19 protein-coding genes are annotated in these 24,381 nt (G+C 43.6%); 13 read left to right on the top strand and 6 right to left on the bottom strand.

All coding sequences use genetic code 11. The annotated features are described in order from the left end of the window. The first annotated feature begins 13 nt into the window (after nucleotides 1-13). Nucleotides 14-1,357, top strand: a complete 1,344-nt coding sequence (locus tag AC4IFO_RS11485; protein ID WP_490734465.1) for an NCS2 family permease — start codon at nucleotides 14-16, stop codon at nucleotides 1,355-1,357. A gap of 56 nt (nucleotides 1,358-1,413) precedes the next feature. Here AC4IFO_RS11485 and AC4IFO_RS11480 read toward each other — a convergent pair whose 3' ends face one another. Together AC4IFO_RS11480 and mdlC are read right to left on the bottom strand one after the other, a co-directional pair. After that, nucleotides 1,414-1,818 (bottom strand): RidA family protein, encoded by a 405-nt coding sequence (locus AC4IFO_RS11480; RefSeq protein ID WP_490734463.1) that lies wholly within the window; start codon nucleotides 1,816-1,818, stop codon nucleotides 1,414-1,416. A 170-nt stretch (nucleotides 1,819-1,988) separates the two neighbouring features. Beyond that, on the bottom strand, nucleotides 1,989-3,617 hold the full coding sequence (gene mdlC / locus AC4IFO_RS11475; protein WP_490734461.1) for a benzoylformate decarboxylase: 1,629 nt from the start codon (nucleotides 3,615-3,617) through the stop codon (nucleotides 1,989-1,991). 837 nt (nucleotides 3,618-4,454) lie between these two features. Here mdlC and gltS point away from each other — a divergent pair. The 4 genes from gltS to AC4IFO_RS11455 all read left to right on the top strand — a co-directional run bounded on the left by gltS (nucleotide 4,455) and on the right by AC4IFO_RS11455 (nucleotide 8,406). Then, complete coding sequence (gene gltS, locus AC4IFO_RS11470; protein WP_490734459.1) at nucleotides 4,455-5,660, top strand: sodium/glutamate symporter; 1,206 nt, start codon at nucleotides 4,455-4,457, stop codon at nucleotides 5,658-5,660. 183 nt (nucleotides 5,661-5,843) lie between these two features. Next, complete coding sequence (locus AC4IFO_RS11465; RefSeq protein WP_490734457.1) at nucleotides 5,844-6,752, top strand: LysR family transcriptional regulator; 909 nt, start codon at nucleotides 5,844-5,846, stop codon at nucleotides 6,750-6,752. A gap of 56 nt (nucleotides 6,753-6,808) precedes the next feature. Then, nucleotides 6,809-8,050, top strand: coding sequence for a D-amino acid dehydrogenase (locus tag AC4IFO_RS11460; RefSeq protein ID WP_490734455.1), 1,242 nt, complete (start codon nucleotides 6,809-6,811; stop codon nucleotides 8,048-8,050). 2 nt (nucleotides 8,051-8,052) lie between these two features. After that, the gene (locus tag AC4IFO_RS11455; RefSeq protein ID WP_219246053.1) at nucleotides 8,053-8,406 is read left to right on the top strand and encodes a RidA family protein; all 354 of its coding nucleotides are present in this window, start codon (nucleotides 8,053-8,055) and stop codon (nucleotides 8,404-8,406) included. Between the two features lie 57 nt (nucleotides 8,407-8,463). Here the strand turns inward: AC4IFO_RS11455 and AC4IFO_RS11450 are convergent, their stop codons facing one another. Beyond that, the gene (locus AC4IFO_RS11450) at nucleotides 8,464-9,477 is read right to left on the bottom strand and encodes an XdhC family protein (RefSeq protein ID WP_490734453.1); all 1,014 of its coding nucleotides are present in this window, start codon (nucleotides 9,475-9,477) and stop codon (nucleotides 8,464-8,466) included. A gap of 8 nt (nucleotides 9,478-9,485) precedes the next feature. Then, a complete protein-coding gene (locus AC4IFO_RS11445) occupies nucleotides 9,486-10,049 on the bottom strand; it encodes a nucleotidyltransferase family protein (RefSeq protein WP_490734451.1) in 564 nt (187 codons plus the stop codon). Between the two features lie 194 nt (nucleotides 10,050-10,243). Between AC4IFO_RS11445 and AC4IFO_RS11440 the strand changes: the two genes are divergently transcribed. The 6 genes from AC4IFO_RS11440 to AC4IFO_RS11415 all read left to right on the top strand — a co-directional run bounded on the left by AC4IFO_RS11440 (nucleotide 10,244) and on the right by AC4IFO_RS11415 (nucleotide 20,054). Then, the gene (locus AC4IFO_RS11440) at nucleotides 10,244-13,039 is read left to right on the top strand and encodes a xanthine dehydrogenase family protein molybdopterin-binding subunit (protein WP_490734449.1); all 2,796 of its coding nucleotides are present in this window, start codon (nucleotides 10,244-10,246) and stop codon (nucleotides 13,037-13,039) included. Further along, nucleotides 13,036-13,587 (top strand): (2Fe-2S)-binding protein, encoded by a 552-nt coding sequence (locus AC4IFO_RS11435; protein ID WP_353241920.1) that lies wholly within the window; start codon nucleotides 13,036-13,038, stop codon nucleotides 13,585-13,587. The genes AC4IFO_RS11440 and AC4IFO_RS11435 overlap by 4 nt, the downstream gene beginning before the upstream one ends. After that, a complete protein-coding gene (locus AC4IFO_RS11430) occupies nucleotides 13,584-14,819 on the top strand; it encodes a c-type cytochrome (protein WP_490734447.1) in 1,236 nt (411 codons plus the stop codon). The genes AC4IFO_RS11435 and AC4IFO_RS11430 overlap by 4 nt, the downstream gene beginning before the upstream one ends. Nucleotides 14,820-15,241: 422 nt before the next feature. Continuing rightward, on the top strand, nucleotides 15,242-18,160 hold the full coding sequence (locus AC4IFO_RS11425; protein ID WP_490734445.1) for a xanthine dehydrogenase family protein molybdopterin-binding subunit: 2,919 nt from the start codon (nucleotides 15,242-15,244) through the stop codon (nucleotides 18,158-18,160). Continuing rightward, a complete protein-coding gene (locus AC4IFO_RS11420) occupies nucleotides 18,157-18,723 on the top strand; it encodes a (2Fe-2S)-binding protein (RefSeq protein WP_375084058.1) in 567 nt (188 codons plus the stop codon). Before AC4IFO_RS11425 ends, AC4IFO_RS11420 begins: the two co-directional genes overlap by 4 nt. Nucleotides 18,724-18,734: 11 nt before the next feature. After that, complete coding sequence (locus AC4IFO_RS11415; protein ID WP_490734442.1) at nucleotides 18,735-20,054, top strand: cytochrome c; 1,320 nt, start codon at nucleotides 18,735-18,737, stop codon at nucleotides 20,052-20,054. 60 nt (nucleotides 20,055-20,114) lie between these two features. Here the strand turns inward: AC4IFO_RS11415 and AC4IFO_RS11410 are convergent, their stop codons facing one another. Beyond that, nucleotides 20,115-20,459: a hypothetical protein gene (locus AC4IFO_RS11410; protein ID WP_490734440.1), complete on the bottom strand. Its 345-nt coding sequence runs from the start codon at nucleotides 20,457-20,459 to the stop codon at nucleotides 20,115-20,117. A gap of 22 nt (nucleotides 20,460-20,481) precedes the next feature. Continuing rightward, nucleotides 20,482-20,811, bottom strand: a complete 330-nt coding sequence (locus AC4IFO_RS11405) for a zinc ABC transporter substrate-binding protein (RefSeq protein WP_490734438.1) — start codon at nucleotides 20,809-20,811, stop codon at nucleotides 20,482-20,484. 214 nt (nucleotides 20,812-21,025) lie between these two features. On the opposite strand from AC4IFO_RS11405, the gene mutS reads away from it, so the two are divergent. Then, nucleotides 21,026-23,593 (top strand): DNA mismatch repair protein MutS, encoded by a 2,568-nt coding sequence (mutS, locus tag AC4IFO_RS11400; RefSeq protein ID WP_490734436.1) that lies wholly within the window; start codon nucleotides 21,026-21,028, stop codon nucleotides 23,591-23,593. Nucleotide 23,594: 1 nt separating this feature from the next. Beyond that, the gene (gene miaE / locus AC4IFO_RS11395) at nucleotides 23,595-24,359 is read left to right on the top strand and encodes a tRNA isopentenyl-2-thiomethyl-A-37 hydroxylase MiaE (protein ID WP_490734435.1); all 765 of its coding nucleotides are present in this window, start codon (nucleotides 23,595-23,597) and stop codon (nucleotides 24,357-24,359) included. The last annotated feature ends 22 nt before the right edge of the window (nucleotides 24,360-24,381 follow it).

Below are 24,381 nucleotides of genomic sequence, written 5' to 3'. Positions count from 1 at the left end.
GGAGAGCCAACTCATGGCTGACAATTCAATGAATAAGCCAGTATCAGGGAATTGGCTTGAAAAACGTTTTGCTTTGCGTGAACGCGGCAGTTCAGTCAAAACTGAATGTTTAGCGGGGATCACGGGGTTCTTGGCTGCCGCTTACCTTTTAGTCGTCATCCCCGGCTTACTTGCTGCGGGCGGAATGGATAAAGGCGCTGCAACCACGGGCACGATTATTGTCTTCGTTATCGCGAGCTTATTAATGGCTTTCTATGCCAATTTACCTTTTATTGTCGGCCCGGGAATTGGCGGTTCGGTCTTAGTGGGTATCACCCTTGCAGGCAGTGAAGGCATTGATTGGCAAATCGGTTTAGGTATCGCTTGTTGGTCCGGTATTTTATTTTTCCTGCTCACTAAGTTTGGCTTGCGTGAGGTTGTGACACGCTCCGTACCGCAATCAATTAAACTCGGATTAACTGCATCAATCGGCTTATTTGTCGCGATATTAGGCTTTCGCAATGCAGGCTTAGTCCTTGCTAATCCAAAAACAAATGCGTTGATGTTAGGGGATTTTTTATCTCCCGGCGCCCTCGTCGCACTGGCAGGCTTTTTTGTCGCTATTGCCTTACAAGCACGCAAAATCCCCGGTGGTATTTTGTGGGCTATCCTATTTGCCACCCTTTTAGGTATTCCTTTTGGTGTCACAAAATTACCTGAAAGCTTTATTGGCGTGCCCCATTCCGTTTCCCCAGTATTAGGCCAAGTGGATTTAATTGGTGCCTTGAATATTGCCTTTTTACCGTTCTTATTTGTCTTTTTTGCCGCCGAATTCTTTTCCACAATGGGTACCACATTGGCCGTTGGCGGTGAGGCGGGTTTATTAGATGAAGAAGGTAACATGCCTAATATTAACCGCCCGTTTATTGTCGACTCCATTGCTGCGGCATTAGGACCATGGGTGGGGATCCCCGCTGCGACGGCATTAATTGAGTCATCTGCTGCCGCAGAAGCAGGCGGTAAAACAGGAATGACAGCCTTAGCAGCTGCTATTATGTTTTTATTGATGCTGTTATTTACCCCAATTGCGTTAATGATCCCCGCGCAAGCGACAGCACCTGCATTGATTTTAATTGGTTTAAATATGTTCAGTGGGTTACGTAAAGTCGATTTAGCTAATTTTACTGACGGATTGCCTGTATTAATGATGGTGATGATTACGTTAATTGCCAATAGTTTCGGGACAGGTATCGCAGGCGGGCTGTTATTTTATATTTTAATTAAAGCAGTTGCAGGCCAGTGGAAAGAAATTCCAATTAGTTTGTGGATCCTCGCGGTTCCGTTAGTTTATTACTTCTCGACGCTCGTTAAACACTAATAAACCTTGAGATATAAAAGCCGATTTAATTATCGGCTTTTTCTATTTTATTTGAGTTAATTTAAAACTGCGTGGGCTTCAATTTCGATTAACCACTCCGGCAGTGAAAGCCCCGTAACGATAATCCATGAAGAAGCGGGTGGCGCATCACCAAATTTTTCTTTTAATGCCTTAGCGATGTCTAATTGTTCTTCGTGGCTATTCGCCCCATCCTTGATGTAAATACGCAAAACAACCACATTGGATAAATCGCCCCCTGCCTCACGCAGTACATGTTCGATATTCACCAGTGACTGAACCGTTTGCTCATAAATTCCCCCAGACACCGTTTCTTGATTAGCATTTACGCCCACTTGGCCCGATAAAAATAATTGGCGAGTTCCGGTTGTTTCTATTGCTTGGCTAAAGCCATACTGCAAAGAATTAAAGACAGTTGCAGGGTTAATTGATTTTTTTTCCATATTTTTATTCCCTCATTAATCAAACAGTGATGCAGTATAAATAATTTCGTCTTTAATTCTTTAAACATCGAGCAAACGGCGTTTTAATGGCACTTAAAGAGCATCAAAACACACAATAACGTGCAAAAAAATAGCCCCTAACGAGGAGCTATTTAATAAAATCACTAATATTAAATCAGTGGTGGAATTGAGGGTAAAATAGGAACTTCAATTACCGTTGGCCCATTACGCTTAAACGCCTCTTCACACGCTTTTTTCACGTCATCCACTGTTTCTGCTCTTACCGCAGCACAACCGTATCCTTTACCTAAAGCCACAATATCTAAATTTGGAATATCAAGCCCCGGCACACCCGGAGTTTCTTCCAATACCGCAAAGGATTTTAAAATGGCATATTCATTGTTCTTTGGAATAATAAATACAATTGGTAAATTCTGCTGCGCCGCACTCCATAAACCTTGAATCGAATACTGCATGGAGCCATCACCAATAATGGCCATCACTGGGCGATGACGCCCACTGTCCCTCTCAGCCAATGCAATCCCTACACTTGCCGGTAAATTCCAACCTAATGAACCACTTGCAAATGTATAAAATGAGTCAGGGAATTCAATCGGCCACTCACGGTGAAGTTCTCCAAGGTTTGATGGGGACTCTTCCACTAAGACAGTTTCTTTAGGTGAAACTTCCCTTAACGCGCGAAATAACTGTGTTGCGCTCAATGTTGAGCTCTGGATCGTTTGTTCTGGTGCCGCAGGGTGTGGCGCCATACCATGGGGTTGTTTCACCACATTTTTTGATGCGACACGCGGTGCAACTAAGTTGATTAACCCTTCAAGCGCAAGCACCGCATCACTTAATAAGCTATCACCAACCGGGGCTCTACCGACTTCGATTGGGTCATCCGTAATATGCAATAACCGTAACCCTTCTGGAATATAACTCCCTGCAACATAAGGATAATATCTAAATACTGGGGCACCAATAACAATGGCTAAGTCATGTCCTTCAAGTTTTTCAGATAATGGCTTGGTCGCAAACGGCAGCCCACCAGCATATAAAGGGTGCGTCTCAGGGAATGGCGGACGCTCAGAAGCAGGCGCTGCCCACACAGGGGCATTTAATTTTTCAGCAAGTTTAATGCCTATATCCCACCCTTCACCCCGAGCAATCGCGGAGCCATAAATCAGCACTGGGTTCTTTGCGTTGGATAACTCAGTAGCAAACTCTTGTAATCGAGCAGGGTCATAACCGATACGCTGTGGGACTGACCGAACAACCGCTTCTTGTGCCAATGCAGGCTTATCCCAATCATCCAGTGGGATTGACAAAAATACGGGGCCCGCTGGCGGTTGTAGTGCCATAGCATAAGCGCGCATAAAGGCCGCTGGGACATCTTCTGCGCGCACAGGCTGGTAGCTCCATTTTACCCATGGTTTTGGTAAAGTTTCAGGTTCTATATTCGTTAGCCAAGGCTCCATCAATAACATTTCCCGCGTTTGGTTTCCCGCAGTGATGATTAATGGCGTGCGGTTCATATATGCGGTCAAAATATTACTCATCGCATTGCTTAAACCTGCAGAGGTATGCACATTCACCATGGCAACTTTACGCATTCCCTGTGCGTAGCCATCGGCGGCAGCAACGGCTGAGGCTTCTTGTAAGGTTTGGATATATCGAAAATCACTCGGAAAATCTTTTAAGAATGTTTCTTCTGTTGAACCAGGGTTCCCAAAAACGGTGGTAATATCCAGCTTACGTAATAAATCGAAAGTAACTTGGCGGATCGTTTTTTGCATTTAAAACACTCCATAAAACAATATTAAAATTATCTAATAAAAAAGAAAGTTTAAGTTTAAAAGCTGTTTAAAGTTGTACATTACATCATTATAAAACAGTCAGAATACGACCTAACCCATTGTAATTATGGCCATCATAGCAAACAATTGACTCACGATATATTCGCGTAAATTTTACTTTTATATGTGTTTTAAATATTTTTAATAACAATAAGCGTATTAAAACAAGCCATTAATAAATTAGCCAAATTCGATAGCCTGAATAAGATGGTAAAAAAAACCAAATATGAACATGAAACAAAATTATTAAATAAATTTTGGTCATTATATTTGTACTTATTCCATTTAAAATTAACTATCAATAAATTACCATCTAAAAAATCGGATAATCATATATGTTCAACTAAGGGGCTGTTGACGATAAGCTAAGTAAAATTTAGGTAAATCAACAAAAATAGATTATTGACCTCATTTTCAACGCTTAACAGCACATTTTCTTTTATGTTGTACATCACATTTCTTATAATTACTTGGTTTCATAGTGCGTCATCCTATTTGCTCGAAAAAAAAACGATTTTATTGTTGTATCGCTACCTTCAAATAAGCGCTTTTTCTGCAAGTCTGCTATTCACGCTACCTCTCGCTATTTCCTATTAAGAAATGCACATACAAAAGCGCATTACTTTCTATTCTAACAATCCACGCAGAGTTAACTAAAGGTTATAGATACCCAAACAAAACTCATTGTTAAACAAAGGTTGCACAAAGTAGCTTATTTTATCATTAATGTTAAATAACGATAGAAAAAGCTCAGGTAAGCTTATTTGAGGTAAAATAATGATTTTAGATGCCAGCTACACATTATTAGTCGCTTGTTTAGCGCTATTGATTGGAATGTTTGTTGTTAAATACACGCCTTTTTTACAAAAAAACCATATTCCTGAAGCTGTTGTTGGTGGTTTTATTGTGGCGATTATCTTATTGATTGTCGATAAAACGGCAGGGTATTCCTTTACTTTCGATGCATCCTTACAAAGCATCTTGATGATCACCTTCTTCTCGTCAATTGGGTTGAGCTCAGATTTTTCGCGATTAATCAAAGGCGGTAAACCGCTGGTATTATTAACTATTGCCGTCACCATTTTAATTGCTATTCAAAATACTGTCGGTATGGGTATGGCTGTGATGCTTAATGAAAGTCCATTTATTGGCTTAATTGCAGGTTCAATTACCTTAACAGGTGGCCATGGCAACGCAGGTGCTTGGGGGCCAATATTAGCCGACAAGTATGGTGTTACAGGCGCCGTTGAATTAGCAATGGCATGTGCCACATTAGGTTTAGTCTTAGGCGGGTTAATTGGTGGCCCAGTAGCACGCCATTTATTGAAAAAAGTGACAATCCCGAAAGCGACTGAATTAGAAAAAGAAACTATCGTTGAAGCCTTTGAACAACCCAGTGTTAAACGTAAAATCAATGCCAACAATGTCATTGAAACTATCTCAATGCTGATTATCTGTATTGTGGTTGGTGGCTATATTAGTGCCTTATTCAAAGATACCGTCCTGCAATTACCAACCTTCGTTTGGTGTTTATTTGTCGGCATTATCATCCGTAATGTATTAACCCATGTATTTAAACACGAAGTGTTCGAGCCGACCGTTGATGTTCTTGGTAGTGTGGCGCTATCGTTATTCTTAGCCATGGCATTAATGTCTTTAAAATTCGGCCAGCTAGCCAGTATGGCAGGCCCTGTTTTATTAATTATTGCCGTACAAACGGTGGTTATGGTGCTGTTCGCCTGCTTTGTCACCTTTAAGATGATGGGTAAAGATTATGATGCTGTCGTTATCAGCGCAGGGCATTGTGGGTTTGGTATGGGAGCAACGCCGACTGCAATTGCGAATATGCAAACCGTCACAAAAGCATTTAGCCCTTCCCATAAAGCGTTCTTAGTTGTGCCAATGGTGGGTGCATTTATTGTGGATATCTCAAACAGTATCTTAATTAAAATATTCATCGAGATAGGTACTTATTTTACCTAATCTATTTTATAAAGTGTCAGCTTATAACCAAAAGATATGAGCTGGCATTTTCCTTTCTCGTCAATATTCCCTTCATTTAAAAACTTCTTTTCTCGCATCTCATCACAAAATGACAACCTCATCGGGTTAAATAGGATTAATTCGGTAAAATACTTTGATAGGCAAAAGGGTAGGTTTCATAGAATGAAATTACGGCATCTTGATATTTTTTACGCAGTCATGACTTGTGGGTCTTTAACACGAGCCGCAGAGGTTCTTCATATTTCACAGCCAGCGGCGAGTAAAGCGTTAAAGCATGCAGAGCAGCAACTTGGATTGGTGTTATTTCAACGAATTAGAGGGAAACTCATTCCAACGGATGAAGCGAATTTATTGTTTGAAGAGGCAAAAGAAGTTTATCAAAATTTAGATAAACTCAGAATTTTAGCACAAAATTTATCCCGTAATCCGCAAGGTAAGTTAGCAATAGGTTGCTTACCAAGCCTAGGTCTAAACTTAGTGCCTGAAGTCACTGCCCTGTTTATTAAAAAACACCCCAATATCAAACTTACGATTGGGACACATCACACCACAGATATTCTGCAATTATTAACCCAGCAAGATTTAGACATTGGTATCGGCTTTAATCTTGAAATCGAAGGGGGTATTACTGTACTACCAATTGCCGATATTCCCTTGGTCTACGTCGACAGTAAGCCGCCATTACACTCACCCGTTTCCTTAGTTGATATCGACCAAGAACGTTGGATCCATCCAGGCTCTGATTCGTTATCGCAACTGCTACAAAAGCGCCATCAATTTACTGAATCAAATATCAGCGTACACACTTACCATATGGCTGCCGAGTTTGTTCAAGCAGGCTTAGGTTGCAGTATTACGGATATTTTTTCAGCAGAACACACGTTGCCTGAGTCGATGATTTATCCGTTAAAAGAAGGGTTGCGATTAGCCGTTTCTGTTTTCCACCGTGCTGATAGGCCATTAACTAAAGCCGCACAAAATTACGTCAACACATTAGCGTTAACTCTAGAAAAAAGGAATAAAGTCGTTAACCAAAAGTTATACTCTAGTAATGAAAACTCAATTGTTTAGTTAACCTATTCGCCGTTAAATATTCATTCCTACGTTATTATGGGTTACGGAATATTATGGCTAAACATGTGGTGATTATTGGAGCGGGTGTGATTGGGTTAAGCACCGCATACGCGCTAATTAAAGCGGGTCAAACCGTCACATTGCTTGAATCTGATTCAGATGTCGGTATGCAAACCAGTTTTGCTAACGGCGGGCAACTGAGTTACCGCTATGTTTCGCCACTTGCTGATGCGGGAGTTCCTTTACAAGGGCTACGCTGGATGGGAAAAAATAACTCCCCACTTAATCTAAAAATAACCCCATCAATTCAACAATGGTCATGGCTAGCGCAATTTACCTTAGCCTGTAACCGCAAAACCAATAAAGTGAATGGCGCACATCTTTTGCGTTTATCACTATTAAGCCAAAAAATCATGAATATGTGGCGAGAAACAGGTGATATCGCTGATTTTGCTTGGGAAAAATCAGGGAAACTCATTATTCACCGCGATAAAAAAAGCTTTCAAAAAGCCTGCGAAACGGTTGATAGTCAATTTCAAAAAATCTTAACTTCCGCAGAAGTGATTGAGTTAGAGCCATCCTTAAAGCATATTCAGTCCCAACTCGTTGGTGCAATTTATGCCCCCGATGATGAAAGTGCAGATTGTTATTTGTTTTGTAAAAACCTGCTGCAATATTTACACACGCAGCCACAGTTTACCCTCTGCTTGCAGCACAGTGTTAAGTCATTTATTCAACACGATAATTGCATTACCGGAATCGTCACTCACCAGGGAAATATTCAAGCGGATGAGGTTATTGTTTGTGCGGGCAACGGCAGCCGAGAATTACTGAAACCACTGGGAATTAATGTTCCTATGTTAGGTTTAAAAGGGTATAGCCTTAGTGTTGAATATCCACAAGCTGAGCATTGTGTGCCCAAAATTAATGTGACAGATTATGGTAATAAAATTGTTTATGCCAAATTAAACGACCAACTGCGTATCGCAGCTATGGTTGATATTGGTTATGATGATTCAGGGCTGCGTATTAACCGTGTGAATGCCTTAAAAGAGATCGTAAAAAAAACATTCCCGCATTTACCTAAAGTGGATGATGCACCCGCTTGGTATGGGTTACGACCTTCAACGCCAAAAGGCCCCCCGTTATTAGGAAAAACTGCATACAAAAACCTTTGGCTAAATATTGGTCATGGGAGTTTAGGGTTTACTTTAGCGGCGGGCAGTGCCGAGATATTAAGCCAATTGATCACCGCACAAACATCCCCTATTTCTCTTACAGGATTAACGAGGTAAACATGAGTATTAAACGTAATAACCCAAAACCGCGCCTAGCAGACAGTGTTGAGTTTGGTGGCCTTGTGTACTTATCTGGCCAAGTTCCGAGTGATTTAACAGGCGATATTACCCAGCAAACTCAAGAGGTTCTTGATAAAATTGATGCATTATTAGCAGCAAGCCAAAGCGATAAAACCTGCATTTTATCTGCTCAAGTATGGATTAAAAATATGCCACGCGACTTTGCTGCATTTAACGCAGTTTGGGAAAGCTGGATGCCTGTTGAGCATAGCCCTGCACGTGCAGCCGTTGAGGCGAATATGGCGCGAGAGCAAGTTCTGGTAGAAATTATGGTGACGGCAGTTCAACGATAACGCCGAATATTATTGAGTAAAGGGCGACAAAATTACCGCCCTATTTCGACTGATAACTCACTGATTTACTGCCGATAAATGGCATTTATCTTGTTTATCTTGTTGGCCTTTGACGCCATTTTTGTATGCAACAATATCCGCCATTATCGCTAACGCTATTTCAGGCGGTGTTTTACTCCCGATGGGAATACCAATGGGGGCGTGAATGCGGTCGATTTCCGTCAGTGACATTCCCCCCGTGCCCAATAACCGTTCACGGCGGCGTGCACTCGTACGGCTTGACCCCATAGCGCCAATATAAAATGCTGGAGTATTCACAGCCTCCATTAATGTTAAGTCATCAATGCGAGGGTCATGTGTTAAAGAGACAATCGCCGTATTGGGTGTACAACTTCGCGACTCTAGATAACGGGCTGGAAATAATTTAATGACGTCAAACTGGTCAGAAAGCTGCCCAGCAAAACGCATTAATTCATCTTCACGGTGTTCACAAATGATCACTTCAAACCCTAATGTTGCTGCAAAACTTGCACAATAAATCCCCACATTCGAGATCCCTGCAATAATTAACCGTGGCGGTGCAGCAATAAAAAATTGGATATCATCACCAGTGCGCTCTATTTGGGTTGGAATTTGTTGATTCTTGACTGTGCTAATTTCACCGCGTTGGGGTAAGGTGATTTTTTTATTAATTGCAGTATATCCCAATAGTGCTTGATGTATTTCAGTGAGATAGCTAATACTTTCATCACTCTTAGGTAAATATTCAATTAAAACATCTAAACTACCATCACAAGGTAAATTCACTTTGGCCTCTAACCCGCCACGACCATAGCGAACAACTTGGCTACCCTGTAGGTATTTCGCATCTTGGACTCGTTGAATGAAATCCTCTTCAATACAACCGCCCGATAATGACCCAACATATTGGCCATCAGCCTTTGCAACAAGGAGCGAGCCTGGACTACGAGGTGAAGAACCGTACGTACTCAATACTGTGCATAACCAAATTGGCTCTTCTTTTATCCAAGAAAGGGCTTGAGAGATAACAAAAACATCTTCACGCAACATACTTGCTCCTATTCATTATCAACTATTGGATAATCAATATCTTTAATAACACTTTTATCATTTATCTCTAATTCATAAACAAAATGGTGACGTAATATTGATTTTGCCCCTTCATCACCGGTTAATTGAATTAACTCCGAATAATACTTTGCAGATATTCCCACAGGGTGACCAGGCTGCCCGTTATATACAGGCCTAACTAATGAATATTGATTTAAATTATTTGCGACACTCATAAATAGCTCGCTACTTATATAGGGCATATCCGCCAACTGAATTAACCAACCATCCAAATAAGATGTATTTTTAATACCCAACGCAATAGATTCACCTAACCCATCACTATTCAACAATGAAAAAGAGACGTTAAATTGTAAGCAATTGTGAATAACAATTTCATTATCAAAACGTGTTACCACATGAACAGGAAGCCCACTTCCTATTGAATTTAATAGTGTTTTTTCAAATACAGTTTGATTTCCTAAAGAGTAGTTTAACTTACTCCCTTTTCCACCCGCATTTTTAAAACGCCGACTATGACCAGCTGCTAATATTAATATGCCAATATTCATAATTTTTATTATTCATCAGTATATTTATTTATGTTCTAATAAATAAAGGATATTCAATAAGATAACAAGCTTTTATTTATCCTTGCTTGAAATCCATTCACATTTAGACAATATTTGAATCAGTATGTAATACTTTTCAGAGTAATGATAAATACAACAATATAGATATAATATAATAAGTGTAAGGGTTTATTATGAGCAAAAGCAATGTTGGACTCTCCCGCAGACACTTTCTTAAATGTGCCGTTGTTGCTGGAATTTCAGTGTATCTCGCCCCTTTATATAGCCGCGCTTTTGATGTGCTATTTGAGGAAAAAATTCTCCAGTCCCCAGACTGGAACCCCGTTGATAAGCGAATCAAATTTCGCATTGATGCCTTTTCTAAAGTGCAAGGTGAAAAAGTTTTCGCCAGAGACATCCGAGCACGAGATATCCCTCACTGGCCAAAACAACAAGGTCACGCATTTTTACTCAGAGTGACGCAAGCGGACAAAATTTACCAAGGTTTTAACCTCGATAGGCTCAGCGATGGCTTGATGCCAGACCGTATTGTGACGGCAAGTGACTTAGAAAAAGACGGTGTGGCTTTCCCTGAGTTTTACGGAGAAGACTTGCTTCTTCCCGAAGGAAAAACCCCTGCCTATTTAGGCCAAGCTGTGGCACTGCTCATTTACCATGACTTTGCCAAATTCCGTTTTGCCAAAGAAACACTTAAATTCCACGATGATATTATTCAATATGGCGCATTTACTGGGCCATTAGAGCGCGACCCTTGGGGCACCTACCGTGGGGTACGTATTGGAAGTGAAAATCCTTACGACCCAGATATTTATTCCAGTATGAAAGACATGCCTATCTCACCGATTGGGATGAAAAAACACCTCCCTGTATGGCCTGAAGGCCGTGAAGGTGGAAAACTGGATGAAGAAGGCATGTTGTTTGCTGACGAGCTGGCAAAACAGCTGGAAAACCCACCAGAAGATTGGTTGGTGATTAAACGTAAATATACGACCCAATCCATTGATACCGCGGCTCTAGAGCCCGACAATGCCAATGGCTGGTATGATGCAAAAACGCAATCATTCCACCTTGTGATCCCAACTCAGTCACCACAAGAAGTGGCGGCATCGTTGCCTGAAATGCTGGCTAAATCAACGTTCCCAATTAAGCAAATATTCCTACATCCTTGTTTTACAGTGGGTTATGGTTCAAAAGACCATGCCCCATTCCCTTATTATGGCGCCATGGCAACACTATATGGCGATGGCGTACCTATTCGTCTGGCCAATGACCGCTATGAGCAATTCCAATCCAGTATCAAACGCCATGCCTTCGACATGGATTACACATTAGCCGTCAACAAGAAAACCCATAAAATTGAAGCGCTCAATGCCTCATTTATTGGTGATGGTGGTGGGCGCTGTAACTTTACGCCATCCGTTGTCATGGTGGGTGCCACAGGTGCGCAGGCCATTTATTATATCCCTCGTAGTGACCTATCTGCGGTTGGTATTGCATCACGGGCAGTCGATGCAGGCTCGGCACGAGGCTATGGCACGCTGCAAGCCATGGCTGCTACCGATATGTTAATGGAAGAAGCGGCGAAGCTGCTCAAGGCTGACCCCATTGAATTTCGCCTAAACAATCTAATCAAATCAGGGATGAAAAATACCCAAGGGGCAATCCCGGGCGGCGCTATTCGTGCCGATGAAGTATTAACGCGCTGCGCAGCTCACCCGATGTGGACCGAAAGGGCCAAACGCAAAGCCGATTACGAAGCCAAAAATAGTGGGAAATTTTTTGGTACAGGGATTTCCTGTGTGCAAAAAGACTTTGGGACAGGCGCGGAATCGTCATTTGCTCGTGTAGAGCTAACGCGAGAAGGCAAAATTGCCATCTACCACAGTGGGGCTGAAATGGGGACGGGCATGTCAACCTCTCAAGCCGTTGTGTGCGCAAAATGGCTTGGAAAACCCGCTGAACTTGCTCACTTTTCTGTAGCTGATTGGTCGATTTTACCTATGGTATCAACGGGTAACCCGTTTGCCATGGCACAGGAAGAACAAGACCGCTTAGCGCAAAACCCACTCTGGACGCCAAATTATTGCTCACCGTCAAGTGCCAGTAACTCCGCATACTACTTTACCCACAGTACCGAAGAAGCGGCACGACTCGTATTCGAACATGGGTTGTGGCCTGCCGCAATGTCAATTTGGCAAGAAGGCATTGGCGGAGGACAAGCGGCACCATTAGTTGTGCGCCGCGAAGATGCACGTTGGGTTGCCGAGGGGCTAACGGCCGATGGGCTAGAAGTGCTGAGCTTACAGCGATTAATCGATCGCACCTTTGAAATGGGTGGTGTGACTGGTGTGGTTAGCCACGTATTTAATCGCTGGCAATGGGCTGAAGCCGATTTTAGCATTCAAGGCGAAATGCGCCGCTTACCCGTCGATGGGCTCGCGTTGCGTTTTGCTGAAAAGGATTACCAAGTCTGCCATCGTGAAAAAGCCTATTACCCTGATACACAAAGAAATAACGCAGGTGTAACCTACTACAGTGCGGTGGCGACTGTCACAGAATTGTCCATTAATAAAGCCACTGGGCAGGTTGAATTACTTGACCACCACACCGTTGTGGAATGCGGTAATTTAATCGTTCCACAATTGGTTTCAGGGCAAATCCAAGGCGGGCTCGCTATGGGTATCGGCCATGCCCTTCATGAATATTTACCTCTGTATGAAGACGGACCCGGCAATGGAACATGGAACTTCAACCGTTACCATCTTCCGCTCGCCAGTGACGTTGCAGTTTGGCAGCAGACCAGTGAAATCCTACCGGGACTCTCAGACACCGATCCTCCAAAAGGGGTTGCTGAGGTAGTGATGATCCCAGTGGTTTCATCTATCGTCAATGCTATCGCCGATGCAACTGGCCACCATTTCTTGCACCTCCCTGTGCGTGCTACAGATATTCAAGAGGTATTATCATGAGTTTAAATTTCCTTCCACTGACCTTAACCATTAACGGCCAATCTTATGGACCAATGGATGTACCTGAAGGCCTCATGATGATTGATTTCCTTCACGAATACGTCGATTTAACGGGTTCACGTTTAGGCTGCGGTCAAGGCATCTGCCACGCCTGCGTGGTGATCTTAGACCACCCATCTGGCACCAGTGAAGAAGTTCGTACCTGCATCACCGGCGCTCACTTCTTTAACAACAAAAGCATTCGTACCATCGAGGGCGCGGCGACAAAAGAAGAAAATGGGGATGTAAAATTATCCCCTGTACAACAAGCCTTTATCGAAAACTTTAGTTTTCAATGTGGCTATTGCACCCCGGGTTTTGTCAATGCAGCCACCATTTTTATTGAAGAACTTCAACGTAACCCAATCAAAGAGGAAGACTTAGAAGAAGCCATTAAGCAGGCGCTGAACAACCATATTTGTCGCTGCACAGGCTATGTTCGTTACTATGAAGCGGTGCGTGAAGTTGTTCTCGCTACTCCTGGGCTTATTAAGGAGGCAATCAAATGATCAAAAAAATCATTTTATGGCTTGTGGCGATTGTCATTGTCGTTTGGGCGGTGCTTTACTGGTATGAAAGCCGAACATTAGATGGTCCTGTGCAAAAGGTGACTTCGACACCCCAAGAAATTGAACGAGGCCGTTACCTAGCGCTTGCCAGTGACTGCGCAGCGTGCCATACCAGCGCTAACGGCGCACCACTTGCGGGCGGCTTTCCCCTTGATACGCCTTTTGGTACCATCTATAGCAGTAACTTAACCCCTTCTGCGGACTTTGGGATTGGTCGCTGGACAAAAGATGAGTTTTATAAAGCACTAACCCAAGGGATTTCACCACCCAGCAAACACCTCTACCCTGCGATGCCATATACCTCTTATAAGGGCATGACACGGGAAGATTCCGATGCAATTTACAGTTATTTGATGAGCCGCCCAGCGGTGGATGTCGCACCACCCGAAAATTCGTTACCTTTCCCACTCAACCAGCGCATGGCAATGATTGGTTGGAACCTGCTGTTTTTTAATGACAAGCCGCTTCCAGATAGCTCCCAAGGTAGCTCTCCTGAATGGCAACGTGGGAAATATTTAGTTAACGTATTGGAACACTGCTCCGAGTGCCACACCCCAAGAGGTGCATTGGGTGAAATGGAGTTGGATAACTTTATGAAAGGCGGTGCTTTAGGCCGCTTTATCGCCCCAGATATTACGCCAGAAGCACTCGCCGCAAGAGGTTGGACAAAACAGGATTTACAGCAGTTTTTCATGACAGGCATTGCCCCTCAGGGCTCAGCTTATAGTGATATGCACCCTGTGATTTACCTGAGTTCGCAGCATTTAACCCCTGAGGATAATAGCGCAATCGCCACTTACCTAATGGGCGACAACCCACCCGCGACATTGCCATTAAAAATGGGAGAAGGTAACTCACAAGGTCGACAAGTGTATTTAGAAACCTGTTCAGGCTGCCACTCTTACGATGGTAGTGGCAAACCAAATGTTGCCGTTGCGATGAAAGGCAATTCAACATTACGCGATGTAGACAGTACCAATCTGATTAATACTATTTTGGATGGTTTACCGGAACAACCATTTCCGAATAACCAAAGCCTACAGAGCATGCCGGGGTTTGCAAATAAACTGAATGACCAACAAATCAGCGAGTTAGTCAACTTCTTACGTGTTGAATGGGGTGGGCAACCTGCCGATATCACACCAGAACACGTTAAAGCATTACGTCAATAACCTCCCACAAAACCAGACTAATAATATTAGTCTGGTTTGCCATTTAAATTAATTAATAATAAATCTAAAATAGAATCGTTATATATTTAATTACATATTGGATTTATTTTTAAATAATTAAAATCATTTCATCCCATTAATTAAAACAATCATTTTAGGTAGTGGTTTTCGTTAAAATTATCTAATAAAGATGACTCTACCAAGATTATTCACTTTCTTGTATAAAACCCTTTACTCACTTCCCATAACCCTTTATAGATACCCATACTATTTATGTAACTTATTGAGTAATCGCACATTAATCATCTAAATATGACTTATTTTATTTGTAGTAAAATAATCTTACATTTAATGATGCAAATACATTATTTATTGCTACCTCTAATGCAAATCCCCCTAATAATAAAATTTGGGAGTACATAATGACGGGACATATTTCTAGACGTAATTTTATTAAATTGGGCACCATCGCAGGCATTACCGTCATGGTAGGTAAACTCCCTTTTGCCCTTGCCGTTGAGTTAGACTCTGACTCACCGAAAACCGACTGGATTGGGCAAAATGGTAAAGCGCGCTTTCGCTGGGATGGCGTCGAAAAAGTCACGGGTAGAAAAAATTTCGCCCGCGACTACCGTGCCAAAGACATTCCCGGCTGGCCGAAAAAGCAAAGCTATGCCTTTATGTTAAAAGCGACGGATGCAGAGAAAACGTTCGAAGGCATTGATATTTCTATGTTAGGGCCAAATCTACAGCCTGACAGAGTTGTCTTGCAAGAAGACTTGATCCGTGACGGCCTAAATATCCCGCAAGATACAGGAATGGGCAAAGGGTTTTATGGTACCAATGTGCTTGTTCCGTTAGGGGAAACTGCCCCTATTATTGGCCACCCTGTCGCCATTTTGATTTACCAAGACTTTGATAAATACAGTGCGGCACAGCGTATGTTGCGCTTTGCGACAAATACGGTGAAATATGGCGCAGTCACAGGCCCTAAACCGCCAGCAAACTATGGTGCAGCTCGCTATGTGCGAATTGGGGGAGAAACCCCGCTTTCCCCGTCAATTTTCTCCCCTTACCAAGATTCTGGGATCAAAGGGGGTTTTGATGGCAATACACCTGTTTGGCCCCCTTATGACCCCAAACATGCCATCACGGTTCCCCCTGTTATCCGCAAAGATCGTGGCGGTGGCTTTATTCAAGCCCTTCACCAAGCAGAGCAACGACCTGATAAACAAGAAAGAGCCATGGATTATGCACGGGAAATTGAACAAGAAATTGCCGCCGCACGCCAAAATCCAGACAAATTTGTGCTTGAGCGTCACGGCTTTTCCCAATCCATCGACCCTTGCGCCATGGAGCCGGATAACTGCAACACATGGTATGATGCCGAAACTAAAACCCTGCATATTTTGACAGCAACACAATCCCCAGCTGGCGTGGTCAATGCTGCGGCAGAATTATCCAAAAATAATAAACACTTTACTGTTGAAAACATTGTTTTATTAACAGGCTCAACGGTGGGTTATGGTTCAAAGGATTATTCGGTTTTTCCATTCTATGCCTTAGTCGCCAGTTTCTATGCAGATGGCCTGCCTGTGCGTATGGCGAATGACCGTTATGAACAGTTCCAAATGGGTATGAAGCGCCATTCTATTGACATGAATGTGACCATCATTGGCGATAAAAAAACAGGTAAATTCGATGTATTAAAAGGCACGTATAACTGCAATGGCGGTGGGCGTGAAAACTTATCCGTTGCGGTTTCTCACGTTGCGGTGCGTGGCGCACAGTCGATTTATTATTTCCCTAAATCAGATTTAACCGCACTCGCCATGGCAACACCTGCGGTTGAAGCAGGTTCAATGCGGGGCTTTGGTTCGTTACAGTCCATGGCGGTGACTGAGTTGATGGTGGACGAAATCGCTCATAACCTGAATATCGACCCAATAGAGTTACGTCGCCGTAACGCTATTTTAGAAGGTTACCCAAATACCCAAGGGGGCGTGATTGCCGGAGACCCACGCAATGTGGAAATGCTAAACCTCGCCGAAAAACACCCAATTTGGGTCGAGCGTGAGAAAAATAAAGCGGAATACGACGCCAAAAATCCCGGAAAACTGTATGGCGTTGGCTTTGCACAAGTTCAACAAGTGTATGGCTCCAGTGGCGTTCCCACTATTCTTTCCCTTGAATTTGACGCAGATGGCAAACTGACCATGCGCCACTGCATGCAAGAAATCGGTACAGGGGGAACCACCGCTCAGCAAGTGATGGTGTGGCAAGCCCTCAGCAAAGCCCCTGATGTGGTGGAATTTGGCGTCACCGAGTTTGCAGAATTACCGTTAAAAACCAGCTGGGCTGATCAGAAAAAACAAGATGAACTCGCCAAAAGTGACCCGTATTGGACCCCCGCCCTGATCCCAGACATGAGCTCCTCCAGTGGCGTCTACTACATCGGTTTCGGAACGCGCCAAGCGGGTCATTTTTTACTGGAAAATACCTTATGGCCTGCGGCAAAAAGCATTTGGAGCGAGGGCCCAGGCGGCGGTGCATTTAATGGCCTAAATGTTGAGTTTTCAGATATTCGTGTTGGCCCCGAGGGTATTGGCGGCGGTGGTATGAAACCCATTCCCTTCAATATTTTAGCTAAACGCGCCCATGAAATGGGGCTAATTACAGGGGTTGCGGTACATGGTTATTCTAGTTGGCAATGGGCTCGCGCAGATTTTGATATTCCAACCGTAGGGTTAAAAAACCTGCCTCTTGATGCCATATCCATTCGCTATGGTGATGGCGCACCTGATGCATTGAAGAAACAAATGACAACGGGCGGCTACCACTTTATTAAACGTAAAATGGCGTACTACCCACCAACTCAGCGGGCGAAAGCAGACCCAACAACGGTCACTCCTGCGTGTTGCTTGGTTGAGCTCAACGTCAACACCATGACGGGGGAAGTGGATGTAATGCGCCATCATATGATTATGGACCCCGGTACCATGATCGTCCCTGAGCTGGTTTCTGGGCAAATTCAAGGTGGTACGGCAATGGGTATCGGACATGCATTGATGGAAGAATTACCGCTGTATGAAGATGGCCCAGGTAACGGAACGTGGAACTTTAACCGTTATGTTTTACCTCGTGCAAAAGATGTGGCAGTTTGGCAGCAAACTATCGATTATTTGCCACCACTGTCTGAAACTTCGCCGCCAAAAGGCATGGCAGAACTGGGGATGATCCCTATCCTGCCTGCCACCAGCAACGCACTCACCCACGCGACGGGGAAACGTTTTTATGAATTCCCAATTACGGTAGATAAAATTAAAAAGGCCCTCTCATGAATATCACCAATGCCGTTCCGATTATTGAGCGCAAGCCATTAACTCTGACTATCAATGGTCAAAAAATTGGCCCTATTGACGTCCCTGTTGGGATGCCAATGATTGAGTTCCTTCATGAATACCTCGACCTGACAGGGACTCACTTTGGTTGTGGGCAAGGTATTTGCCACGCTTGCACCATCATGGAAATTCAGCCCGATGGCACCACCGTTGAAAGCCGTACCTGTATTTTTGGCGCGCACTATTTTAATAACAAAAACATTGTCACTATCGAAGGACAAGCAAAGCTGGATGAGCAAGGTAAAGTGGTTGAATTAACCCCGATCCAACAAGCCTTTATCGAAAACTTTTCGTTCCAATGCGGCTACTGTGCCCCAGGTTTTGTGACAGGCGCTACCGTGTTCCTCGATAAGCTCAAGAAAAATCCAGTTAAACGGGCTGACCTTGAACAGGCCATTGAAGAGGCGCTAAATGAACATATTTGCCGCTGCACTGGGTATGTGCGTTACTACGAAGCTGTGAGAAAAGTCGCCCTCGACACTCCCGGCTGCGTGATTGATTAGGGAGAACGACGATGGCTAAATCTCGCTCCATACGTAAAATGCTCTATATCATCATCGGGCTCTTTCTTGTGCTGATGCTGGCAATCCTGTTTGGTGCATTTCGTACTTCCAGTATTGGCCCTGGCTTAGATAAACCGCTTACCTCAGAAGAAGTGGCAAGGTTAATACCTCGTGGGCAAGAGCTCGCAACGGCAGGAGATTGCTTTGGCTGCCACTCATTACCCGAAGGGCCACTTGCTGCGGGCGGACGTGCTATCGGGACACCTTTTGGTACCATTTATTCCACCAATATCACTCCTGATAAACAATTTGGTATTGGTAACTATACCCGTGCCGATTTTCATCGTGCGCTTAAAGATGGCATTGGCAAAGAGAGGGGTAACCTCTACCCTGCCATGCCGTTTGTTTTCACGCATATGACGACTTCAGAAGATATTGATGCGTTGTATGCCTATGTGATGACCTTGCCGCCAATGGCCGTACCCAACAAAGAGAATACAGGCGTATTTGTTTTACCTGTTCGCCCGTTTATGAACTTTTGGACGCTGCTTAATTTCCCGAAACAAAATGCGCCACATGACCCACAGCGCTCTGAGCAATGGAACCGAGGTGCATATATCGTGGAGGGTCTTGCCCACTGCGGTGCCTGCCATTCACCACGCAACCTGATGATGGGCGTCGAATTTTCTCGCTCATTACAAGGGGGAGAAGAAGCGGGTCTGGCAATTCCAGATATCACTGCACAAGCGTTATCTAAACATGGCTATGACACTGCGTCTTTGAGCCAGTTTTTACTGACAGGTAATGCCCCTCAAGGCTCAGCGTTTGCCGATATGAGCACCGTGACACATTTTTCCACCAGCCAAATGAAGAAAAGCGATGTCGACGACATGGCGATTTATTTGATGACGGATAAACAAGGAAAGGTGTTAGGCGCCAAAGCACCACCCGCGCCATTACCTGAAGCCAATCCTCAACCTACCGCGGATATTGGCGCAACAATGGAAACGGGTCGCTTGATGTATATGTCCACTTGCGCAGGTTGCCACGGCATTACGGGTGAAGGCGTACCGAATGGTATTCCCGCCCTCAAAGGCAATGCCATTTTAGCGATGGACAGCCCTGAAACTTTTATTAGCGTAGTATTAACGGGTATTCCTACCACCACATTCCCTAATGGGCAACGCATGTACGCCATGCCAAGTTTTGCCGACGATTTGGACCCTCAAGAAATCGCCGATTTGCTTTCATGGGCACGTGCTGAATGGGGTGGTCAAGGCAAGCCCGTTACCGCCGAACAAGTTGAAAAGCTGAAAAAATCGATGCAATAACTCAAAAACGCCTCTTAAATTAAGGGGCGTTTTTTCACAAAATCAACAATACAGACATTATTATCCAGCATATCCTTTATTGTTAATTAGGATTGTTGGCCTAACTTGCACATAATAATTATTTTCGGCACTATTTGCTTTTGGCCAAATGATCAATGCGCGTTCATCTTCAGTAATTGAAATTCTTGTTATTTCACTCAAATATAATGAAAGCAAGTCCTTATCTTCTTGCTTTAATATCAAGGAAACACAGCCTTCATAGGCCGTAAAGTAGAATAATAGACGAATATTCCCCTGTTTGAATTCATAGCCAAATGTCACCGCATCTTCAATATCCCGATAAATAGGCTCACTTTCAAAAAAGCTTAAAAAATCAATTTCATCAGGGAGATCGATAAACGCCATATTACTCACCTCTCGGTTTTACTCACAATGGTTCCGCCCATTCAAGTTGTGGTTTTAATTCGTTTGGAACAAGCTCAAACAGCTTTTTAATCAAGGATAAATTGCTGTTATAAAGAATGCTGATATTCGCATTGCATTTATCGTGGTAATACTTAGCTTGATTGTTTAAAAATGAAATATCATTCATGGTAAACGCATTATTCAATAATTTATTTGGCAGATTATGAACCAATTCAGATTCATAATAGCAGGACATATCTTTTAGTCTTAACTGTCTATCTTGAGTTTGTATATTTCTGAGATGAGGTAACACCCAAAATAACATTTCCACATAGATTTCGTTCTTAGTCATCGACTTTTCTTTCTCTTCTCATAAATATTTCAGACACTTTATCACCAAACTCAAGTTGCCCTCTATCACCTTGGCGTAATACCATAGGGAAATCCATGCGTAACACGTTTGCCTACTCTCATTTGATGGGATCTGTGGTATTTTATACCCTTTCGTGAACGTTCAACTCGCTCACAGAACTTCGTTAACTCAATACGTTAGAACAGACAACACTATGACTGATACGCAAAGCTTCGAATCCCACACACCCATGATGCAGCAGTATTTAAAACTAAAAGCACAACATTCAGACATACTGCTGTTTTACCGTATGGGGGATTTTTACGAACTCTTCTTTGATGATGCTAAAAAAGCCTCACAATTACTGGATATCTCCCTAACAAAACGCGGGCAATCAGCGGGTCAGCCTATTCCAATGGCGGGTGTGCCGCACCATGCGGCCGAGGGCTACCTTGCTAAACTCGTGCAAATGGGCGAATCTGTCGCAATCTGCGAACAAATTGGTGACCCTGCGACCAGCAAAGGCCCCGTTGAGCGCCAAGTGGTACGTATTGTCACTCCAGGCACCATCACTGATGAAGCATTATTAAACGAACGCCAAGACAACCTACTTGCCGCAGTCTGGCAAGATGCTCAAGGCTATGGTTTTGCCACATTAGACATCACATCTGGCCGCTTTATTATCAGCGAAATTTCTGATGAGGAAGCCCTACAAGCTGAATTACAGCGTACCCGCCCTGCGGAGCTTCTGTACCCTGAAGATTTCGCCAGTATGTCACTGATTGAGCACAATAAAGGCTTACGCCGCCGTCCACTGTGGGAATATGAACTGGACACGGCAAAACAACAGCTTGGCTTGCAATTTGGCACTAAAGATTTAATCGGTTTTGGTGTAGAGAATGCCCATAAAGCCCTGCGTGCCGCGGGCTGTTTACTGCAATATGTCAAAGATACCCAACGCACCTCATTGCCGCATATTCGCAGTATTGTGATGGAAAAACAAAATGATAATGTTATTTTGGATGCGGCAACGCGTCGTAATCTAGAAATCACCCAAAACCTCGCAGGTGGCACTGAAAATACCCTCGCATCTATTTTAGACATGTGCGTAACGCCAATGGGCAGCCGCATGTTAAAGCGCTGGTTGCATACCCCACTGCGCAATATTCAAGTATTGAATAACCGCCAGCAAGCAATCAGCGCTTTGCAGGAACAAGGTTTTGAATTACAACCATTTCTGCGCCAAATTGGTGACTTAGAGCGGGTTCTTGCCCGCCTTGCACTGCGCTCTGCCCGACCACGTGACTTAACTCGCATGCGCCATGCATTTCAACAATATAGCGACATTCATCAGATCCTTAGCCAGTCCAGCAGCCCTTATTTAGCAGAACTGCAAAGTCGAATTGGCCAATTCGATGAGCTACAAAGTTTGCTGGAAACCGCGATTATTGATGCGCCCCCCGTATTAGTGCGTGATGGCGGTGTAATTGCGCCAGGCTACAATAGTGAGCTTGATGAGTGGCGTGCATTGGCTGATGGCGCTACAGATTACCTTGATCGCTTAGAAATTCGTGAGCGTGAAAAGCTGGGTATCGATACCCTAAAAGTGGGTTATAACGCGGTTCATGGTTATTACATTCAAGTCAGCCGTGGCCAAAGCCACTTAACACCAATCCACTATGTACGTCGCCAAACCTTAAAAAATGCTGAGCGCTATATCATCCCTGAGCTCAAAGAGTATGAAGATAAAGTTCTGACCTCTAAAGGAAAAGCATTAGCCATCGAAAAAGCATTGTATGACGAACTGTTTGATATGCTGCTTCCACATCTTGCTGCACTGCAAACCAGTGCAGAGGCATTATCAGAGCTTGATGTCTTAACCAACCTTGCTGAGCGTGCAGAAACACTAGGCTATGCTTGCCCGCAACTCACTGAAAAAGCAGGTATTCAAATTACCGAAGGCCGCCACCCAGTAGTTGAGCAAGTGCTCAGTGAGCCATTTATCTCCAACCCACTTTCATTATCCCCACAGCGTCGTTTGTTGATCATCACGGGGCCAAATATGGGCGGTAAAAGTACCTACATGCGGCAAACTGCGCTGATCACGCTACTTGCCTACATCGGTAGCTTTGTGCCTGCTAGCAAAGCAGTTATTGGCCCGATTGACCGTATTTTTACCCGTGTCGGTGCCTCGGATGACCTTGCTTCTGGTCGTTCAACATTCATGGTGGAAATGACTGAAACGGCTAACATTCTACACAATGCGACCGAACATAGCTTAGTGTTAATGGATGAAATCGGTCGCGGCACCTCAACATATGATGGGCTTTCCCTTGCATGGGCGTGCGCTGAAAATTTAGTCAATAAAATCAAAGCAATGACATTGTTCGCGACCCATTATTTTGAATTGACAACCTTACCTGAAAAACTGGAAGGTGCTGTGAATATCCATCTCGATGCCATTGAGCATGGTGATACCATCGCCTTTATGCACAATGTTCAAGAAGGTGCAGCAAGCAAGAGTTATGGTCTTGCGGTTGCCTCATTAGCCGGTGTGCCAAAAGACGTGATTAAGCGTGCAAAGCAAAAGCTAAAAGAGTTAGAGGTTATCTCCAACAATGCTAACTCCAGCCATGTAGATAGCGCACAACTGAGCTTCTTAACGGCTGAAGAAGCTGAGCCATCCCCAGTATTGGTCGCATTAGAAGGCATTGATCCCGACAAACTAACGCCACGCCAAGCCCTTGATTGGCTGTATCGTTTAAAGGATATGGATAGCTAACATGGATGAGTATGCGGCGCTACTTGCGCCAATTCGGCAATTTTTACAGTGCGAAACCCCGGATGAATGGGTGCAAAAAGCCAGTCAACCTGAAAACTTGCCGATTATCCTTAAAGACCACTTATTGTGTGAGTTAAAAGCCGCGCAAAGTGCCCTGTTTTTGATCCGCAAATATGCCGTGGATAAAGATAGTGCCGCCACATTACTTGAGTGGTTTAAGCCTTATGAGACCTTTGCTTACGATAGGATTGGGGATGTTCACACCTTAAGAAATAAAAACCAAATATCCAAACAGATACTGGCACGTAAGCAATCACCTTACAGCCAAGATTTGATTGATAAAATGGTGCTGCTAATCAAAGAAGAGCTACATCACTTTTACCAAGTATTGGAAATCATGCACGAGCGCAATATTCCTTATGATGGCATCACGGCGGGGCGCTATGCAAAAGGCTTATTTAGTCATATTGACCCACATGATCCTAAAACGTTAGTCGATAAACTGATTATTGGGGCTTATATTGAAGCGCGTTCTTGTGAACGGTTTGCAAAGTTAGCGCCTTATTTAGATGAACAGCTGGCTAATTTTTATATTTCATTATTACGCTCTGAAGCTCGCCACTACCAAGACTATTTGCAGTTAGCTCAGTTAATTAGTAAACAAGATATTACTGATCGGGTTAATTATTTTGGAATTATTGAAGCTGAATTAATTTCAACGCCTGATGATGATTTTAAATTTCATAGCGGTGTCCCAATTAATTAACACTATTTCTAGCCAATAAAAA

It is taken from the genome of Providencia sp. UF-224 (genome assembly GCF_058245955.1).
This window is presented reverse-complemented; position numbering and strand designations above follow the sequence as displayed.

Coding starts and splice junctions, on each gene's coding strand:
- mutS (WP_490734436.1), top strand. CDS start 21,026: ATGACTGATACGCAAAGCTTCGAATCCCACACACCCATGATGCAGCAG.
- AC4IFO_RS11455 (WP_219246053.1), top strand. CDS start 8,053: ATGAGTATTAAACGTAATAACCCAAAACCGCGCCTAGCAGACAGTGTT.
- AC4IFO_RS11445 (WP_490734451.1), bottom strand. CDS start 10,049: ATGAATATTGGCATATTAATATTAGCAGCTGGTCATAGTCGGCGTTTT.
- AC4IFO_RS11425 (WP_490734445.1), top strand. CDS start 15,242: ATGACGGGACATATTTCTAGACGTAATTTTATTAAATTGGGCACCATC.
- AC4IFO_RS11435 (WP_353241920.1), top strand. CDS start 13,036: ATGAGTTTAAATTTCCTTCCACTGACCTTAACCATTAACGGCCAATCT.
- AC4IFO_RS11430 (WP_490734447.1), top strand. CDS start 13,584: ATGATCAAAAAAATCATTTTATGGCTTGTGGCGATTGTCATTGTCGTT.
- AC4IFO_RS11480 (WP_490734463.1), bottom strand. CDS start 1,818: ATGGAAAAAAAATCAATTAACCCTGCAACTGTCTTTAATTCTTTGCAG.
- miaE (WP_490734435.1), top strand. CDS start 23,595: ATGGATGAGTATGCGGCGCTACTTGCGCCAATTCGGCAATTTTTACAG.
- AC4IFO_RS11460 (WP_490734455.1), top strand. CDS start 6,809: ATGGCTAAACATGTGGTGATTATTGGAGCGGGTGTGATTGGGTTAAGC.
- AC4IFO_RS11440 (WP_490734449.1), top strand. CDS start 10,244: ATGAGCAAAAGCAATGTTGGACTCTCCCGCAGACACTTTCTTAAATGT.
- AC4IFO_RS11405 (WP_490734438.1), bottom strand. CDS start 20,811: ATGACTAAGAACGAAATCTATGTGGAAATGTTATTTTGGGTGTTACCT.
- gltS (WP_490734459.1), top strand. CDS start 4,455: ATGATTTTAGATGCCAGCTACACATTATTAGTCGCTTGTTTAGCGCTA.
- AC4IFO_RS11485 (WP_490734465.1), top strand. CDS start 14: ATGGCTGACAATTCAATGAATAAGCCAGTATCAGGGAATTGGCTTGAA.
- AC4IFO_RS11450 (WP_490734453.1), bottom strand. CDS start 9,477: ATGTTGCGTGAAGATGTTTTTGTTATCTCTCAAGCCCTTTCTTGGATA.
- AC4IFO_RS11465 (WP_490734457.1), top strand. CDS start 5,844: ATGAAATTACGGCATCTTGATATTTTTTACGCAGTCATGACTTGTGGG.
- mdlC (WP_490734461.1), bottom strand. CDS start 3,617: ATGCAAAAAACGATCCGCCAAGTTACTTTCGATTTATTACGTAAGCTG.
- AC4IFO_RS11415 (WP_490734442.1), top strand. CDS start 18,735: ATGGCTAAATCTCGCTCCATACGTAAAATGCTCTATATCATCATCGGG.
- AC4IFO_RS11410 (WP_490734440.1), bottom strand. CDS start 20,459: ATGGCGTTTATCGATCTCCCTGATGAAATTGATTTTTTAAGCTTTTTT.
- AC4IFO_RS11420 (WP_375084058.1), top strand. CDS start 18,157: ATGAATATCACCAATGCCGTTCCGATTATTGAGCGCAAGCCATTAACT.